Annotated in this window: 17 protein-coding genes; 9 read left to right on the top strand and 8 right to left on the bottom strand. The window is 62.1% G+C overall.

Going from position 1 to position 16,603, the window contains the following annotated elements; genetic code table 11:
* Positions 1-94 precede the first annotated feature (94 nt).
* Positions 95-361, top strand: a complete 267-nt coding sequence (locus KHO30_RS25920) for a hypothetical protein (RefSeq protein ID WP_093633237.1) — start codon at positions 95-97, stop codon at positions 359-361.
* Here the strand turns inward: KHO30_RS25920 and KHO30_RS25915 are convergent.
* The 6 genes from KHO30_RS25915 to KHO30_RS25890 are packed head-to-tail and all read right to left on the bottom strand — an operon-like array spanning position 306 to position 8,599.
* Positions 306-1,697: an ATP-binding protein gene (locus KHO30_RS25915; RefSeq protein ID WP_211702738.1), complete on the bottom strand. Its 1,392-nt coding sequence runs from the start codon at positions 1,695-1,697 to the stop codon at positions 306-308. The two genes, KHO30_RS25920 and KHO30_RS25915, sit on opposite strands and share 56 nt — an antisense overlap.
* The gene (locus KHO30_RS25910; protein WP_093632907.1) at positions 1,694-2,407 is read right to left on the bottom strand and encodes a response regulator; all 714 of its coding nucleotides are present in this window, start codon (positions 2,405-2,407) and stop codon (positions 1,694-1,696) included. Before KHO30_RS25910 ends, KHO30_RS25915 begins: the two co-directional genes overlap by 4 nt.
* 16 nt (positions 2,408-2,423) lie before the next feature.
* Positions 2,424-5,555 carry an efflux RND transporter permease subunit gene (locus tag KHO30_RS25905; RefSeq protein ID WP_211702737.1) on the bottom strand — a complete coding sequence of 1,044 codons (3,132 nt, stop codon included), beginning with the start codon at positions 5,553-5,555 and terminating at the stop codon, positions 2,424-2,426.
* Complete coding sequence (locus KHO30_RS25900) at positions 5,552-6,682, bottom strand: efflux RND transporter periplasmic adaptor subunit (RefSeq protein WP_211702736.1); 1,131 nt, start codon at positions 6,680-6,682, stop codon at positions 5,552-5,554. Before KHO30_RS25900 ends, KHO30_RS25905 begins: the two co-directional genes overlap by 4 nt.
* Positions 6,683-6,686: 4 nt before the next feature.
* Positions 6,687-8,255 carry an efflux transporter outer membrane subunit gene (locus KHO30_RS25895; protein ID WP_211702735.1) on the bottom strand — a complete coding sequence of 523 codons (1,569 nt, stop codon included), beginning with the start codon at positions 8,253-8,255 and terminating at the stop codon, positions 6,687-6,689.
* Between the two features lie 50 nt (positions 8,256-8,305).
* Positions 8,306-8,599, bottom strand: coding sequence for an EF-hand domain-containing protein (locus KHO30_RS25890; protein ID WP_054038902.1), 294 nt, complete (start codon positions 8,597-8,599; stop codon positions 8,306-8,308).
* Between the two features lie 25 nt (positions 8,600-8,624).
* Here KHO30_RS25890 and KHO30_RS25885 point away from each other — a divergent pair, with 25 nt between their 5' ends.
* The 3 genes from KHO30_RS25885 (at position 8,625) to KHO30_RS25875 (ending at position 10,166) form a co-directional block, all read left to right on the top strand.
* Positions 8,625-8,915, top strand: a complete 291-nt coding sequence (locus KHO30_RS25885) for a hypothetical protein (protein ID WP_143131638.1) — start codon at positions 8,625-8,627, stop codon at positions 8,913-8,915.
* Positions 8,916-9,036: 121 nt separating this feature from the next.
* The gene (locus KHO30_RS25880) at positions 9,037-9,375 is read left to right on the top strand and encodes a hypothetical protein (protein WP_200651546.1); all 339 of its coding nucleotides are present in this window, start codon (positions 9,037-9,039) and stop codon (positions 9,373-9,375) included.
* A gap of 545 nt (positions 9,376-9,920) precedes the next feature.
* Positions 9,921-10,166, top strand: a complete 246-nt coding sequence (locus KHO30_RS25875) for a hypothetical protein (protein ID WP_093632912.1) — start codon at positions 9,921-9,923, stop codon at positions 10,164-10,166.
* A gap of 21 nt (positions 10,167-10,187) precedes the next feature.
* Here the strand turns inward: KHO30_RS25875 and KHO30_RS25870 are convergent, their stop codons facing one another.
* Together KHO30_RS25870 and KHO30_RS25865 are read right to left on the bottom strand one after the other, a co-directional pair.
* Entirely contained in the window at positions 10,188-11,438 is a 1,251-nt protein-coding gene (locus tag KHO30_RS25870; RefSeq protein WP_211702734.1) for an arsenic transporter, read from the bottom strand.
* A 126-nt stretch (positions 11,439-11,564) separates the two neighbouring features.
* A complete protein-coding gene (locus KHO30_RS25865; protein ID WP_200621359.1) occupies positions 11,565-12,581 on the bottom strand; it encodes a sensor domain-containing diguanylate cyclase in 1,017 nt (338 codons plus the stop codon).
* A gap of 225 nt (positions 12,582-12,806) precedes the next feature.
* Between KHO30_RS25865 and KHO30_RS25860 the strand changes: the two genes are divergently transcribed.
* The 5 genes from KHO30_RS25860 (at position 12,807) to KHO30_RS25840 (ending at position 16,583) form a co-directional block, all read left to right on the top strand.
* Complete coding sequence (locus tag KHO30_RS25860; RefSeq protein ID WP_200621358.1) at positions 12,807-13,361, top strand: cytochrome b; 555 nt, start codon at positions 12,807-12,809, stop codon at positions 13,359-13,361.
* A gap of 105 nt (positions 13,362-13,466) precedes the next feature.
* On the top strand, positions 13,467-14,030 hold the full coding sequence (locus tag KHO30_RS25855; protein WP_093632916.1) for a YceI family protein: 564 nt from the start codon (positions 13,467-13,469) through the stop codon (positions 14,028-14,030).
* 48 nt (positions 14,031-14,078) lie between these two features.
* Complete coding sequence (locus KHO30_RS25850) at positions 14,079-14,657, top strand: YceI family protein (RefSeq protein WP_093632917.1); 579 nt, start codon at positions 14,079-14,081, stop codon at positions 14,655-14,657.
* Between the two features lie 382 nt (positions 14,658-15,039).
* The gene (locus KHO30_RS25845) at positions 15,040-15,651 is read left to right on the top strand and encodes a hypothetical protein (protein ID WP_211702841.1); all 612 of its coding nucleotides are present in this window, start codon (positions 15,040-15,042) and stop codon (positions 15,649-15,651) included.
* 206 nt (positions 15,652-15,857) lie between these two features.
* A complete protein-coding gene (locus KHO30_RS25840; RefSeq protein WP_093632919.1) occupies positions 15,858-16,583 on the top strand; it encodes a DeoR/GlpR family DNA-binding transcription regulator in 726 nt (241 codons plus the stop codon).
* Positions 16,584-16,603 lie beyond the last annotated feature (20 nt).

Below are 16,603 nucleotides of genomic sequence, written 5' to 3'. Positions count from 1 at the left end.
TGGTATGATGCCAATCGAGCGCCGGCCGGCGTTCGATTCGGCACCACGTTTCGCCGCAGCGTTTGTCATTGCATTTCCAGCCACGAGAACCATCATGCCCGCCCAACACGACGAAGTCCCCACTACCAGCACCACGCCGGGCAAGGCTAAGCGCAAGGATCTGTCCATGGTGGCGCGCAATCTTATGATGGTTGCGATCGGCGTCATCGTCTTCGCGATCGTTGCGACTGTCGTGCTCTACGGTCCGATTACTTACGGCGACGAGATTCCCAACTTCGGCATCATCCTCATGCTGACCGTGCCGGTCATTGCGGGCGTGGCCTTCCGGGTGGGACTGGATGCGTGGCTGGACCGGGAATGAGTGGCAACACCACCCACACTTCTAACCCGCCGCCCTCGCGCGCATGAAACTGCAGGCTGCCGCCGTGCAGCCGCGCGATCCGTTCGACAATCGCCAGCCCCAGCCCGGTGCCGCCGCTATGCGCGCGAGCATTGCGGCCACGCTGAAACGGCGCTTTCAGTTGCTCCAACTCCTCCGCTGAAAGACCTTTGCCGCGATCGCCCACCGCGACATACACGGCTTCACCTGTGGCCCAACTGCGCACGGAGAACCCGGTGCCGCCATAGACGATCGCGTTCTGCATCAGGTTCATCAGAAGCCGCATCATGCTGATCGGCCGGTAGGGAATCGCAGGCAGAACCGCGAGCGACAGCTCAAACTCATGGCCCAGCCCGGCGAAATCGCCGGCAAGTCGCTCGACCAATGCATTGAGATCGCCGGGCTCCGCCGCTTCACGCTCGCCACTGCCGGCGTAATCCATGAACTGCTGCAAGATCGTCTCGATCTGGTCCAGATATCCCTCGGCGGCGACCACGAAGCTGCTGTCGCTGCCGTCGGGCATCGCCATGGCCATCGAAAGCCGCAACTTGGTGAGCGGCGTGCGGATGTCGTGCGAGATGCCCGCCAGCATCAGCGCGCGCGTCGCCTCGGCCTGCTGCAGCGCATGCGTCATCTGATTGAACGCGCTGCTCACCGTGGCGATCTCGATGGGACCGTCGGTCGACAACGGCGCGGGCGTTTCGCCGGCACTCACGCGGCGCGCCGCCTGCGTCAACGCCTGGAGCGGCTGGTTGAGGTGGCGCTGGATCACGTAGCCGGTCAGCGCCGCCAGCGCGCCCAAACCGAGCGACAACAGAATCGCGGCGTCGAGTCCGTTGCCTTGCGCGTCCTCGGGAATCGGCAGCGCGATCCAGTACGGCGTGCGCGGCGCATCGGCCGGCGCATGCATGCGAATCCACAAGCGTTGACCACCTTCGGACTGCCAGAGCGCGGGCATATCGGCGGGCAGATGCTCGCGCAAGCTGTCGAGAAATACGTTGCGCTGATACGTGCGATAAGCGCGCGTCAGACTAGGCGGTGGTTCAAGGGCGGCATCGGCGGGTAGTTCCGTGCGAGCGTCGAGGCGTGCCGTCAACTGGGCGCGCGCGCCCGGCGGCGTGGCTTGAAGCAGGCTATCGAGCGTTGTCACGTATGTGGCGAACACCGTGGCCGCCCGTTCGACGCGGGGCCGCTGTACATAGTGCAGCAACACCGCAAGCGCGCAGAGCTGGCTTAGCATCACCAGCACGATCAGCAAGAGGATATTGCGCGCCAGCAGCGTTTTAGGCAGCACCCTCTGCAGCCACGCGCGCGTCATGAGTCGACGTCCGCGACCAGCATGTAGCCGACACCCCACACGGTCTTGATGAAGCGCGGCTTCGACGGGTCGTCCTCGATAATTTGCCTGAGCCGCAGCACCTGCACGTCGATGCTGCGATCGAGCGCATCGTGATCACGCCCACGGGCGCGCGCCAGCAGATTGTCACGGCTCACGGGGCGGTTCGGCGACGAGGCCAACGCGACCAGCAACAACATCTGCGCCGAATGGATCTCCAGCAACTCACCGGTACGCGACAACTGCTGCTTGCCGACATCGAGACTGAAATCGCCGAAACGTACGCTCTGCGAAGTCACGGTGACATCGCCCGAGGCGATCTTCTGGCGGCGCAACAGCGCATTGATCCGCGCCACCAGTTCACGCGGCAGGAAGGGTTTGGCGAGGTAGTCGTCGGCGCCGGTTTCGAGGCCGAGCACCCTGTCGAGCGGATCGCCCTTCGCGGTCAGCATCAGGATCGGCAGCGTCTGCCCTTGCTCGCGCAACCGGGCGCAGATGGCAAGCCCGTCCTCTTCGCCGATCATCAGATCAAGCACCAGCAGATCGAACGGCTCACGCTCGAGATAGCGGTCGAGCCGCTTGCCGTCCTCCGCGATCCGGACATCGAAGCCATGCCCGCGCAGAAAACGCTGCAGCATGTTGCGCAGTTCGGCTTCGTCGTCGAGCACGATGATTTTGGCGGGGCGTTCCATACGAAAGCTCCTCGGTTTAAGCGTCGGGCGGTGCATGCCGCGCCGCGTGCCGTTCGGCCTGGCGCTGCAACAGCACGTAGAACGACGGAATGAACAGCACGGCAATGCACGTTGAAGCGAGCATCCCCGAAAATACAGCAATCCCGAGCGAACGGCGTGCGCTCGCACTCGCGCCGGTGGCGATCACGAGCGGCACCACGCCGAGAATAAACGCGAACGAGGTCATCATGATCGGCCGGAACCGCAAGCGTGCCGCTTCCACCGCGGCCTCGGCAACGCCCACGCCCTGCGCGCGCAGATGCCGCGCGAACTCGACGATCAGAATCGCGTTCTTCGCCGACAGCGCAATCAGCAAAACGAGGCCGATCTGAGTGTAGAGGTTATTAGCGGCGCCGAGTGCGGCAAGCGTACCGGCTGTGCCGAGCAACGCCAGCGGCACGGCGAGCACGACCGCCACCGGCAGCAACCAGCTTTCGTATTGCGCGGCCAGCACGCAGAACACCAGCAATACGCCCACGGCAAACACCCAATAGGCCGAATTACCAACTAGTTTCTCCTGATACGACATCGCGGTCCATTCGTAACCGATACCCGCAGGCAGCACACGTGTGGCTTCCTGTTCGAACGCGGCGATCGCCTGACCGGTGCTATAGCCGTTCGCCGGATTGCCATTGATGGCCGCGGCCGGCGCGAGGTTATACAGCGTCGCCACGGCCGGGCCGACGCTCGTATGGGCATCGATGAAGGTGCCCAGCTCCACCATATGGCCGCTATTGCTGCGAATCTGCAAGCGGCGAATGTCGTCGGTTTCGCGGCGAAACGCGCCGTCGGCCTGCACGAACACGGGGAACGTGTGGTTGAACGTCGTGAACTGGTTCACATAGCTCGAGCCGACGTAATCCTGCAGCAGGTCGAACACATTGCCGACCGGCACCTGCAGCGACTCGGCCCTGGCGCGATCGAGCGTGAGTTCGACGGTCGGCACCGACGCGCGAAACGGGCTGAACACGCGCTGCAGTTCAGGCCGCTTCGAGACGCTGGCGATCAGCGCGTCGGTGGCATCCTGCAAGCGCTGATAGTTCTGCGAGCCGTCCGTGAGCATTACCTGCATCTGCACGCCGCCGCTATTGCCGAGGCCCTGGATCGGCGGCGGCACGATCACAACGGAGCGCACGTCGGGCAGTTTCGCGAGTTCGCTATTCATGCGCAAATACAGCGAGCGCAGGTCCTCGCCTTTGCCGCGCTTGCTCCAGTCGTCGAGCGTGACGTAGATCAGCGCGGAATTCGGCAGCGACGCGTTGTTATCAAGCGGAGAGATGCCACCGATCGACACCACATGGCTCACGCCAGGAATCGCACCGATGCGCTTCTCTATCTGCGTACTCGCCTCGCGGGTGCGGCCGAGCGAAGCGGCATCGGCCAGTTGCGCGGCGATCAGGATATAGCCCTGATCTTCGAGCGGAATGAAGCTGGTGGGCACGCGCGTCAGCAGAAACGCAGACGCCGCGCCGAGCACCAACGCGATGCCGAGCGCGAGGCCACAGCGCTGCACGAACCACGACACGATGCGCACATAGCCCTTTTCGACACGGGCGTACCCCTTGTCGAACACGCGATACACGATGTTCGGCTTGCCGGGCCGCGCGTGCCGCAGCCAGCGCACGCTTTGCACCGGCTTGAGCGTCACCGCGTTGATCGCGCTGATGATGGTCGTTGCGACGACAACCAGCGCGAATTGCCGGTACATCTGGCCCGTGACGCCACCGAGAAACGCCGATGGCAGAAACACTGAGATCAGCACCAGCGTGATGCCGATGATGGGTCCGAGCAACTCGTGCATTGCGTCGATGGCGGCCTGCTTTGGCGTCTTGCCCTGCTCGATATGCTGCGTAATCCCTTCGACCACTACGATCGCGTCGTCCACCACAATGCCGATTGCCAGCACGATCGCGAACAGCGTCAGCAGGTTGATCGAGAAGCCGAGCATGTAGATCGCGCCGAACGTGCCGATGATCGTCACCGGAATTGTCGTGGCGGGCACGAGCATCGCGCGCCAGTTCTGCAGGAACAGCAGGATCACCGCGAGCACCAACAACGCGGCCTCGAATAGCGTCTTGTACACGTCGATCACGGATTGCCGCACGAAGGTCGTCGTATCGAACGGCAATTGATAGCTGACGCCCTTCGGCATGTCCTTGGCCAGGCGCGCCATGGTTGCTTTCACCGCATTGCCGACTTCCAGTGCGTTGGCTTCCGGCAGTTGATAGATGGCAATGCCCGCAGCCGGTTTGCCGTCGAGATTGAAGAACTGCCCATAGCTCGACGAACCGAGTTCAGTGTGACCCACATCGCGAATGCGCACGAAGTGGCCACCGTCGTTCGGATCGGCTTTAACGATGATGTCGTCGAACTCGTGCGGATCGGACAGCGCGCCCTGCATCGTCACTGTGAGCTGGAACGCCTGGCCGCCCGCGTTCGGCTCCGAACCGAGCTGGCCGGCGCTCACGTCCTTGCTTTGGCTCTGGATCGCCTGCATCACGTCGGCGGCCGTCAGACCGCGCTCGCTCAGCTTCTGCGGATCGAGCCACACGCGCATGCTGTACTGCCCCGTGCCGAACACGGTGACGTCGCCGACACCCGGCAAACGCGCGAGCGTGTCGCGCAGATAGATCACCGCGTAGTTGCTCAGAAACAGCGAATCGTATTTCGGATCAGGCGACTGCAGCGTGTACAACTGCAGGATCGCCGTGGAGCGTTTGCGCACGGTCACGCCCTGCTGCTGCACCGCTTGCGGCAATTGCGCGGTGGCGGCCGACACGCGGTTTTGCACCAGCACCTGCGCTTTATCGACATCCGTGCCGACGGCGAAAGTGACCGTGAGCGTGTAGGTGCCATCGTTCGTGCTGGTCGATTGCATGTACAGCGCGTTTTCCACGCCATTGACCTGCGTTTCGATCGGTAAGGCCACACGGTCGATCACAGTCGCGGCGCTCGCACCCGGAAAGCGTGCGACGACCTGCACGGTCGGCGGCGTGATCGGCGGATATTGCGCGATCGGCAGGTTAATCAGCGCGACCGCGCCGAGCAGCATCACGATCAACGCGATCACATTGGCAAGAACCGGCCGCTCAACGAAGAAACGGATCATGACTGACCCTGCGCCGCAGCGGCGACCACCTGCACCTTGGCGCCGGGCGCGACAGCCAGCGCACCGCCGGTCACGACCTGATCGTTCGCGGTGAGCCCCGAGGTGACCGCCCGCTGCGAACCGTACAAACCACCCGTGACAACCGCGCGTTTTTCGATCACGCCCGCGCCGTTCACGATCAGCACCGATGCGCCTGCCTGATCGCGCAGCAATGCCGTGTCCGGCACCAGCAGCACGTTGTGCGGCGCGCCCGCAGGAATGTGCACTTCAACCGACATGCCGGGAATCAGATGCGCATCCCGATTGACGATATCGGCGCGCAGCTTGACCGCCCCGCTGCTCGGATCGACGCGTGTGTCGACAAATTCGAGCGCGGCGTCCTCACCTTGCCCCTGGCCCGCGGCCGCGCCGGGCACATTGACGCGCACCGTGCGGGGTGGCTGCGTGAAGAGCCCGATGCGGTTGGCGTCGCGCTCGTTGAGCGTGAAATTCACATACACCGGCTGGATGTGATCCAACGTGGCGAGCTTGGTGGAGTCGGACGCACCCACCAGATTGCCGACGTCGAATGCACGTGCGCCGATGCGGCCCGCAAACGGCGCACGTATTTCAGTGTAGGCGAGATTGATACGCGACATGTCGCGTTTGGCGAGCGCCTGGTCGCGGGTGGTCTGAGCCTTTTGCAACGTCGATTCGGAGGTCGCGTTATCGGACGTGAGTTGCTTTTGCCGGACCAGTTCCTGGTCGGCATTGTCGAGCGCGGCCTGATCGTAAGTCAGTTGCGCGCGATACGTATCCGGCTCGATGCGAAACAGCACCTGCCCTTGCTTGACGTAAGCACCATCGGCAAAGCCGATTTCCTTCAGCACACCCTGCACGCGCGCGATTAGCGTGACGGTCGCCGAGGGCGCGACGGTGCCGCTCAGATCGAGTTGTTCGCGCACCTCGCGCGGCACCGGCCGCATCACGCTGACTTGCGGCAGGGACGCGGCTTGCGACGATTGTGCGGCGGGCGCGCTGCCGTCGCGGCACGCGGCCAGCGCCATTGCCGCTGCCAGCACGATGCAAAACCTCGCTCCCAGGTGCGTGTTCGCCACGCTACGCTGTGCCCCGCTCCCGTTTTTCATGTTCTTATTTCCCATTCTCGAGCTGGCCTCCACTGGCGCGCGCCAGCGCGGAATTCGCCGGCGGGTTCAGTAAGCGCCCCCAGTCCGTGCGCTGCGCCATCTGTTCGGCGATCTGTTCGCTCACCACCTGCTGCCCCTCTGCCACTTCCCAGCCGCCGCCCAACGCGCGATACAAGGACACCGCCGCAAGCGCGGCGATTCCCTGGTTCTGCGCGAGCGAATCGCCGTCACGCAGCATCGAACGCGATGCGTCGAGCACCGTGTCGTACATGACCGATCCCGCGCGATACTGCACATTCGCGAGCTTCAAGGCGCGCTGCGACGCATCGGACGCACGCGACGACGCCGCCAGCGCATCGAGCGAGGTACGTAGTGCGGCAATCGCGTCCTCCACTTCTTTCTGCGCTTGCAGCACCGTGTTCTGATAGTCGAGCACGGCCTCCTGGAAGGCCGCGTCCTGAATCCGCACGGCGTTCTTCAACTGGCCGCGATCGAGGATCGGCAGCGTGATGCCTGCGGAGAAGAGGCCGATCGTCTTGCTGCCCCACTGCGATAGTCCGATGCCATGCTGTTCGCCCGACGAAAGCCCGAACAGTCCCGTCAACGATAGCGACGGATACAGCTTCGCCTTGGCCGCGCCGATCAGCGCCGATTGCGCCGCCGCGTTGAGCGCGGCCTGGCGCACGTCAGGGCGCCGGCGCAGCAGATCGGCGGGAATACCGACATCGATCTGCGTCGGCGGCACCGGAATCGCGCTGCTGCCTTTGAGTTGCGCATCGACTGCGTCGGGAGGATCGGCGAGCAGCACGGCAAGTGTGTCGCGGTCTTGCGCGCGTGCCTTGATGAGCGGCGGAATCTGCGCCTCGGTTTCGGCCACCAGCGTGGCAGCCTGCTCGACGTCGAGCTGGCTCGACGCGCCGCGTTTGTAGCGCGCCTGGGTCAGCGTAAGACTCTGCTGCACCGCCTTCAGGTTTTGCTGCGCCACCGCGATACGCTGCTCGAGCGCGCGCAGGTCGATGTACGCATTGGCGACATCGGCGAACAGCGACACGAGCGCGTTGTCATACGCCGCTTCGGACACGCGCAGTTGCGCGCGATCCGATTCGATCTGCCGGCGATACTTGCCCCAGAAATCGATTTCCCAGCCCACGTTCACACGCAGATGCTCGGCCCACAGATGCGTGGGCGGAATCGGACCGACGCCGCTTGTGTTGATATGGTCCGCGCCAGCAGACACGCTGCCCGATTGCGGCAGCAGATTCTCGGCGCTGATCGCGAGTTGCGCGCGCGCCTTGAAGATATGCAAACCTGCCACTTGCAGCGACAGATTGCGTTCGTACGCACGCTGTTCCAGTGCGCTCAGCACCGGATCATTGAAAGCCGTCCACCAGGCCGCCTGAGCACCAGGCGCGGTCTGCGCCTCGCCGGCCAGGCTTTCGAGCCACTGGTTTTCGAGCGTCACGTCCGGCTGTTTGAAGTCGGGGCCGACCGTCACGCAACCCGTCAGCGCCACGCTCATCGATACGATCAGCGCACAGGCGATAGACAGGCGGCAGGACGTGGCTGGTTTCATCACGCATTGAGGCGTCAAATATCCTACGATCCCGCCGATGCCCGCGCGGCTCAGTGCGCTGCCCCGCGTTCCTGCATGAATGCCGCGATCTGCGGCAACGTGATGTAGCCCGCCTTCTGCGTGTCGATTTCATCGAAATGCTTGGCGACCATCGGCATGCCCGCGGCGGCCTGTTCCCGGGTGAGCTTGCCGTCGTGCGTGGTGTTGGCATTCGCAAAGCGCGTTTGCAACTGCTGCGCCATGCGCTCCATGCGCTGCGGGTTGGCGCCCTGCGGTGCGGCTGTTTGGGCGAACGTGACGGTGGATGCGCAGCACAGCAGCACAACGGCGAGAAATTTTTTCATGACTGACTCCTTGGATTGAGCCATCGTGCGTCGCCTGCAAACCGCCGCGATCCGTTCGATGACAGGCCGAATTCTTGAGGAAGCGCCGCCGGAAGGCAATTTGAGAATCATGTCGACTTATGTCATGGCTTTTTGCGGCGTCGGCGCGGCACACGCTATCGCTGTCGTCGCAACACAGCACGCGCTTCATACACCTGCGTGCTTATCTCAGGCCCACTTCCGCGCGACATTGAATGAAATAAGTTCGCGCTGCCGTTTTCAGGGCGGTTTGCGTATCTTTCGTCTGCCGGCGCTACCAGTGCCGCAAGTGCCTTAAGTGCATCAAGTGCCTCAGCGGCGCCTCAACGATTCGGAAGGGTTCTCAAGCAATCCGAACCAGTCGCACGGCTTCTTCACCGGAAGACGCTCCGCACCGCTCAACGTCTCAGGAGTATCAAGTGAGTATTCGTCTCGTCTGCGCCTCTACCTTCACCGCCATCGGTCTCGCCTGTTCGTCGACGGCGTTCGCCCGGGTGGTCGTCTATATGCCGGCTGCCGTGGTCTACGCGCCGCCGCCGCGCCCTGTCTATTACTACGCGCCGGTCAAGCCGGTCTACGTGGTCGCGCCGCCGCCGGCCCCAATCCCCGTTGCCGTAGCGGTCGGCACGCCCGTGCCGCTGCCTCCGAAACCCGTCACCCTGTACACGACGGTCGTGGTGCCCGCGCCGACCAACTATGCGATCGTGCCCGCCCCTGCCGTCAGCTACTCGCAGCCCGTGATGGTGGTGCCGCGCTAAATGTGCCGAATGCGAGTCCCGACAGACGATCGCCGTGCTGTCAGCACGAACGGATCCAACATTTGGATTACAAAAATAGCCGTTGAACCAGCATAGGACATGCTGTCCGCAAGAATGCCTGGTGAATTCCCGTTGTCCTGAAGAATGGCCGGCGCGCCGCGTGAGAACGGGTTGTCCCGCTTGCGCGGCGCACTGGATTACCGGCAATCGGTAGCTTGTGTCCCAAGAAACGATTCTTACGGGCAGAAAGGCGAGATGAACTCGCTTTTTTGGCGGTCGAGCGACGAAATGTGTGGATTAAAACAGGAGAAAGACCAGTCTCCTCAAGAGGCCTCCCTGATTGGGCGGCGCCGAATCATCAGATGAATGTTCGGTGTTTGAAAGCTCGATGTTAGCTTGGTATCGTGGACGCGCGGTACGGCGCTTGCTGCATTCTCCACCACCGGCAGGCGCGCCTGCTAGCTGGACCGATCTGTTCAGCTAGCGGCGCTCGGCTCACACGCGCTGTATCGCCCGTCCACCTCTTCTTCTGGAACGTTAGTTAGATGAGCTATCACGACATAGACAAAGAAATCGCCCATCTCGAACTTGTCTTCGGGAAGATTTCCACCAACGATCGCATTCCCCTGACGTACTGGCGCAATCGGCTAGCCATGTTTCCCAAGACATTGCTGATGCCCAGCCAGCGCGCCCGCCTCGCACGGCTCGAAGCCGCCCTGCGCTCGCTCGAGCAGTCCGCGCGAGCGCTGGAGACGGAGCCGCCCATGCGAGCGACGGGCACCCAGCGATGATGCATTACCCTTTATTTGCCCTTAACCGATCAGGATCCGCGCGGCGAGCGCCAGCGCGAGAGCGGGCAGCATCACCACCACGCCCACTTTAAAAAACTTCATGAAGCTCACGTCTTCGCCTTCACGGCGAATTGCGTTGAGCCAGAGGATCGTCGCGAGCGAACCGGTGATCGACAGGTTCGGACCCAGATCGACGCCGATCAGGAGCGCGTCGATCACACGCTCGGGACTATGCGCCTGCATCACGGTCGAACTGGCGATCAGGCCCGCCGGCAGGTTGTTCATCAGATTGCTGCCGATCGCGATGACGCTGCCCGCCCAGCCGGCCGTCGTCGCTTCATTGTGTTGCGTCGCATCTTGCAACAGTTGGACGAATGTTCTGATGACCCCGGTGTGATCGAGCATTTCGACCAGCACGAACAACGCGGCGACCAGCGGCAGCACGCTCCACGATATTTCCCGGATCATCGGTAGCGGCGATTTGCGCTCCTGGATCAGCACGACCGCGGCGGTCAGCGCGCCGAGTATCGCGGTGGGCAGGCCAAGCGGGACATCGAAGGCCGAAACCGTCAGCAGCACGACGGCCGTCACGGCGATACCCGCCAGCGCCACGCGTCCGCTCGACGACAACTCGAGCGGCTCGAGACCGGCTGCGCAGGTGCCGGCGAGCGCCTCGCGCTGCGTCCAGCGCAACAGCACATAGGTCGCGACGATCGACAGCAGCGAAGGCAGCGTGAAGCGCATCAGCCAGGCCCCGAGCGCGGGCGTGTGATTGCCGTACAGCACAATGTTGGCCGGATTCGAGATCGGCAGTACGAAGCTCGCGGCGTTCGCAATGAACGCGCAGATGAAGAGCAAGGGCAGCGGAGGCGTCTTCGCTTTCTTGGCGGCGGCAAAAACCGCAGGCGTGAGAACGACTGCGGTAGCGTCATTGGAGAGGAAGGCGGTGATGACCACGCCGACCAGATAGACCAGCAGAAAGAGCTTTCTGGGCGAACCTTTGGCGTGGTTGACCGCGAAAACGGCGACCCAGTCGAACAGACCTTCGCGGCGCCCGACTTCCGATAGCACCATCATGCCGAACAGGAAGAGATAGACATCCGTGCCTTTACCGACGGCCTCGACGGCCAGATCGACGGGAAGCAGGCCCAGCGATACGAGTAATAGAGCGCCGGCGACGGCCCACACGGCCTCAGGCCATTTAAACGGACGGGTGATGACGCCAGCCGTGGCGGCTATGGCGATACCCCAAGACAGGAAGACGGAATTCACCAAGTAGATCCTGGATTCTGATTGTGCGCGAGCGCTGAATGGGAGCGCAGCATAACCGATGAGCGGGACGCTGCAGGCGGTCGGAGCGCAAGTTGTGTACCACGCAATACCGCCATGCCTGCCTCGCTACCCCACCCGGTTCACCGCGGCAATGCAATCCCGCCCGTTATCCTTGGCGAGGTACAACTGCGTATCCACCAGGTTCACAAAGGCGACGGGATCATCCGACGCTGAAGGAATCACCGTTCCCGCACCGAAACTGGCGGTGACGGTCTGCCGGAATGGCGACCTCTCATGCGCGATCTCCGCGGCGGAGATGCGGTCACGGCAACGTTCGACCACCTGCCGTGCGGCCTCGGCCCCGGTATTCGGCAAGATCAGCACGAACTCTTCCCCGCCGAACCGGCCGACGAAGTCCCCCGGCCGCACCGCCTCGCTCAACACCGTGGCGATCTGCTTCAGGCACGCATCCCCTTGCACGTGTCCGTAGTAATCGTTGTACGACTTGAAGAAATCGATATCGGCCATGATCAGCGACAGCGGCGCGCCATGCCGCTGTGCCGCGCTCCATTCGCGCTGCAGGACAGCGTCGAACTCGCGGCGATTGCCCACGCCCGTCAAACCGTCCTTGAACGACAGCGCTTCGAGTTCCCGCTGCAACGCCGCCACTTTCTCCTCGGTCTTTTTGCGCTCGCTGATGTCGAACATGAAACCGACCAGCGACTCCACCTCGCCGCGGCCATCGCGCACCACATGCACGACGTCGCGCAGCCACACGTATTCGCCACCGCTCGTCAACGCCCGATAGTCCGCTTCGTGATCGGTGCCCGCCTTCGACTGCGCGACGCAGAACTCCACCACCTTGTCGCGGTCGTCCGGATGCATGCGGGCAGCCCAGTCCTGCACGGTCTTCCAGCTCGACGGCGCCCAGCCCAGCAAGGTTTCGATCTGCGGGCCGATATACGCGAACTCCATGGTCGCCCAGTCGATCTTCCAGGGAATCGCTCTCGTCGATTCAAGCAAGGTCCGGTAGACCGCTGCGTCATGCTCCAGGTAACCTTCGACACCGCCTTCGGCCACCGCCGTGTCGTGCCGCAGGAAATCCGCGCCAAGTGCGGCGCTGTTCTTTTCAGTGCTCTTCATGGGTCGAACCTTTTATAGCGGTTGAGCCGGCAAATTAACACAATGCCGCTTCCATTCCGCCAAATCAGGCCGCCGCCCGGCTTTATTCCACCCCCATTAGCGTCACGGCTAGAACAATCTGTTCTCTTCTCCTGGTCTATTCAACTTTCATTGGCATCCCTACTATCCGCATTCACACGCGGCATACCGCACGCGATACGCACCACGAATTGTGAGCATGAACCCATGAATCCCCGTCCTTCAGACGTCAAGCATTACAGCGGCACCGCCGTCGCCCTGCACTGGCTAATCGCATTACTGATTGTCTGCGGGTTCTGCATCGGCTGGGTCATGACCGATATCCCCGGCTTTACGCCCACCAAGCTGAAGTATTTCTCATGGCACAAGTGGATTGGCGTAACGGTCTTCGTGCTGGCCGTGGCGCGTGTGCTGTGGCGCGCCACTCACCGCGCGCCGGCGCTGGATAGCGCTACGCCCGTATGGCAGAAGGCTGCGGCCCATCTCGTGCACGGCCTGCTCTACGTGCTGATGCTGGCCATTCCGGTGTCCGGCTACTTCTATAGCTCGGCGGCGGGCATTCAGGTGGTGTACCTCGGCATCGTTCCGCTGCCCACCCTCATCGGTCCGGACCAGGCGCTCAAGGCAATCCTGCGCACGGTTCATGTGCTGCTCAATTACACGTTGCTGGCGCTCGTTGCGATGCACGTACTCGCGGCGCTCAAGCATCAATTTGTCGACCGCGACGGATTACTCGCGCGGATGATTCCGTTCCTCAGATGACTCACGCGACTCACGCGTAACAGACGATTGGCTACAGCCAGTTGGCAATCTAATTCCCAACGGTGCGCAATCAGCGCGCGTGGGTTCGATAGGATGCGTACCACTATGAAATCAAACTTTTATCACTCCATTCTGGCCGGCGTTGCCGCCCTCTCACTCTTCGGCGCAAGCCTCGCGCACGCCGATGTCGACGTCAGCAAAAGCACGGTCGTCGCCACGACGAAGCAGATGAACGTGCCGGTGGACGGCAAATTCAAAAAATTCTCGGCGCAGCTGAATTTCGATCCGGCCAAGCCGACCGCCGGCAACGCCAACGTGTCGATCGACACCGGCAGCTACGACCTCGGCGCGGATGACTACAACAAGCAGGCCCAGGGCAAGGAATGGTTCGATAGCGCGACCTATCCAGCCGCGACGTTCGTCTCGAGCGCGATCGCGCCGGCCGGCGGCAATCAGTACAAGATCACCGGCAAGCTCACCATCAAGGGCAAATCGCAGACTGTCGTGGTGCCGGTCACCATCGCGAGCCAGGGCAACACGCAAACCTTCGACGGCTCACTGCCGATCAAGCGTTCGCAGTTCGATGTCGGGACGGGCGAATGGAAAGACACGTCGGTGGTCGCCGACGAAGTCGTCATCAAATTTCACATCGTTGCTTCGAAGAAGTAACGGAACACACCTAAGCGTCACAGCACTTTCTGAAACCTGGAGAATCACTTGAAGAAACAACTTTTGCTCGCCGCAGGCGCGCTGGCCGCAGCCATGTCGTTCAATGTCATGGCCGCCGACACGTATCAACTCGACCCGACGCACACGTACCCGAGCTTCGAGACCGACCACTTCGGCGGCCTGTCGATCTGGCGCGGCAAGTTCAAGAAGAGCAGCGGCACCGTGGTGCTGGATCGCGCGGCGAAAACCGGCACGGTCGACGTAACGATCGACATGAGCTCGGTGGATATCGGTAACGACAAGCTCGACGCGGAACTGGTCACGGACAAGTTCTTCGACGCGGCCAAGTACCCGACGGCGACGTACAAGGGCACGCAGATCCGCTTCGACGGCGACAAGCCCGTGGAAGTGATCGGCACGCTGACCATGCACGGCATCACCAAGCCGGTCAACCTGAAGATCGAATCGTTCAAGTGCTTCATCAACCCGATGCTCAAGCGCGAAGTGTGCGGCACCGAATCGACCGCGACGTTCAACCGCGACGACTTCGGCGTCGACTTCGGCAAGACCTATGGCTTCAAGATGCAGACCACGCTGCATATTCAAGCTGAAGGCATCAAGCAGTAATCGCTACTCCCCTGTAGCTTGCAGCAGGCGGTGGAGCAACTCCCCGCCTGCCGATTCGAAAATCACGACGTCACGACATCACCGTCATGCTGACTGTCGATTCATCTGAACAATTCCCTCACCCCACCAAAAAGCCCTTAAAAACAGGACTCGTCTGATCAATAGGCCGAGTTTAATCACCTGTTTGGCAAGCGTTACACGTCATATCTTCCGGTTTCTCCGCGCGCAAAAACTTGAGCGCGAAGAGTCGCCATAACTGCCCGCTTTTCTTCGATTTGAACCGCAAGGTTAAACCGTAAAGTCGCCAGCACGGGAATGACTCTTTACTGGAGACGGCGCGGTGAATCAGGTGAAAAATGCAGCTCTGGTCGCGGCAGTGGCGATGGCGGTCGCAGGATCGGTACAAGCACAGGAAGTCTATGTGCACGGCGGCACACTCGGCGCAGGTGTCGGCGCAGCACTGCCGTTGACCTCGTGGGCCGGCGTGCATGCGGAATTCGAAGGACTCGGCTTCTCGCATTCGTTCAACGTCAGCGGTAACGATTACGACGGCCATCTCAAACTGCTGCAAGGCGGCTTGTATCTCGACCTGTTTCCGTTTTCGTCCAGCGGTTTTCGCCTGACGGCCGGCGCCCTGATCAACGACGACGAACTGACGGGTCAGGCGGTGCCGAACGCGCAAGGCAACTACAAGATCGGCGATGAATTCGTGCCGGCCGTGGGCCCCGCGCCATCGACCACCATCACACGGCCGCGCGTGATGCCCTATCTCGGCATCGGCTACGGCCACAAGCCGGTTTCGAAGGGTTTCGGCCTGACGTTCGATCTCGGCGTGGCCTACGGCCGCCCGCGCACGACGTACAACGTGCCGGCGATCTACTCGCAACTCACAAGCCAGGCGAACATCGACCAGGAAGAACAGAACATCAGCAACAAGGTCGAGCGCTACAAGGTGTATCCGGTGGTACAGATCGGTGTGAGCTACCGGTTCTGAGCAAACACCTTTTCTGATTCATCTTCGAGGAGCCTTTAGCCCTTTGGGTTAAAGGCTTTTTCTCGTTGCTGGTGCGACACGATCCTCATATTCGACGCTCAAACAGACTCGCCGCGCAGGCGACCTCTTGTTATAATCCTCTCATCAACGCGAACAAAACATAACGCGCCTCTACACTGCGCCCCACACTGCGCGACAGGACTTCCATGCTGAAACCCGACCGCCTCCGCGCCCTCGCCGATGCGCTGGCCAAGCAGAACGTGATGCGCCTGCGCGACGCCGCCAGCCTGCTGGACGTATCGGAGATGACTGTCCGGCGCGATATCGCAGGCAGTCCGGAACGATTCACGTATCTCGGCGGCTACATCGTCAGCGCGACCGACGTACCCAACAACGCCGGCTATTCACTCGAAGAAGAGAAGGATCATTTCGCGCAGGCCAAGGCGGAAGCCTCCGCGCTTGCGGCGAAACTTGTCGTCGACCACGAAACGATCTTCATCGATTGCGGCACGACGCTCACCACGCTTGCGCGCCTGATTCCGCTCGAACGTCACGTTACCGTGGTCTGTTATTCGCTGAATGTGGCGGAGATTTTGCGGCGCAAGCCGAATGTGCGGATGATTCTGCTGGGCGGCGTCTACGTGCCCTCGTCAGATTCGTTTGCGGGCGAAGAGAGTCTGGAGATGCTGCGGCGCATGGGCATCAACAAGGCGTTCATTTCCGCGGGCGGTGTGGACAACGCGCGCGGCGTGACGTGCTGGAACTTTCACGAAGTCGCGCTCAAGCAGGCGGCCATGGCAAGCGCCGTCGAACGGCATCTGGTCGTGGACCAGAGCAAGTTCGGCGTCGTCAAGGCGGTGCGCTTCTCGCAAATCGACGACTTCGATTCCATCATCACTGAAAAAGGTCAGGAGCACCGCAAGCGCAAATGAATGCGCTAGCCGCGCACTTG

Origin of the sequence: Paraburkholderia aspalathi (genome assembly GCF_905220735.1) — a bacterium.
Classification (GTDB): Bacteria; Pseudomonadota; Gammaproteobacteria; order Burkholderiales; family Burkholderiaceae; genus Paraburkholderia; species Paraburkholderia aspalathi.
The sequence above is the reverse complement of the archived record's forward strand: the minus strand, read 5'-3'. Positions and strand labels throughout refer to the sequence as shown.

Excerpts from the sequence above, each read along its gene's own strand:
- KHO30_RS25920 (WP_093633237.1), top strand. The coding sequence starts at position 95 with ATGCCCGCCCAACACGACGAAGTCCCCACTACCAGCACCACGCCGGGC.
- KHO30_RS25915 (WP_211702738.1), bottom strand. The coding sequence starts at position 1,697 with ATGACGCGCGCGTGGCTGCAGAGGGTGCTGCCTAAAACGCTGCTGGCG.
- KHO30_RS25910 (WP_093632907.1), bottom strand. The coding sequence starts at position 2,407 with ATGGAACGCCCCGCCAAAATCATCGTGCTCGACGACGAAGCCGAACTG.
- KHO30_RS25905 (WP_211702737.1), bottom strand. The coding sequence starts at position 5,555 with ATGATCCGTTTCTTCGTTGAGCGGCCGGTTCTTGCCAATGTGATCGCG.
- KHO30_RS25900 (WP_211702736.1), bottom strand. The coding sequence starts at position 6,682 with ATGAAAAACGGGAGCGGGGCACAGCGTAGCGTGGCGAACACGCACCTG.
- KHO30_RS25895 (WP_211702735.1), bottom strand. The coding sequence starts at position 8,255 with ATGAAACCAGCCACGTCCTGCCGCCTGTCTATCGCCTGTGCGCTGATC.
- KHO30_RS25890 (WP_054038902.1), bottom strand. The coding sequence starts at position 8,599 with ATGAAAAAATTTCTCGCCGTTGTGCTGCTGTGCTGCGCATCCACCGTC.
- KHO30_RS25875 (WP_093632912.1), top strand. The coding sequence starts at position 9,921 with ATGAGCTATCACGACATAGACAAAGAAATCGCCCATCTCGAACTTGTC.
- KHO30_RS25865 (WP_200621359.1), bottom strand. The coding sequence starts at position 12,581 with ATGAAGAGCACTGAAAAGAACAGCGCCGCACTTGGCGCGGATTTCCTG.
- KHO30_RS25860 (WP_200621358.1), top strand. The coding sequence starts at position 12,807 with ATGAATCCCCGTCCTTCAGACGTCAAGCATTACAGCGGCACCGCCGTC.
- KHO30_RS25855 (WP_093632916.1), top strand. The coding sequence starts at position 13,467 with ATGAAATCAAACTTTTATCACTCCATTCTGGCCGGCGTTGCCGCCCTC.
- KHO30_RS25845 (WP_211702841.1), top strand. The coding sequence starts at position 15,040 with ATGGCGGTCGCAGGATCGGTACAAGCACAGGAAGTCTATGTGCACGGC.
- KHO30_RS25840 (WP_093632919.1), top strand. The coding sequence starts at position 15,858 with ATGCTGAAACCCGACCGCCTCCGCGCCCTCGCCGATGCGCTGGCCAAG.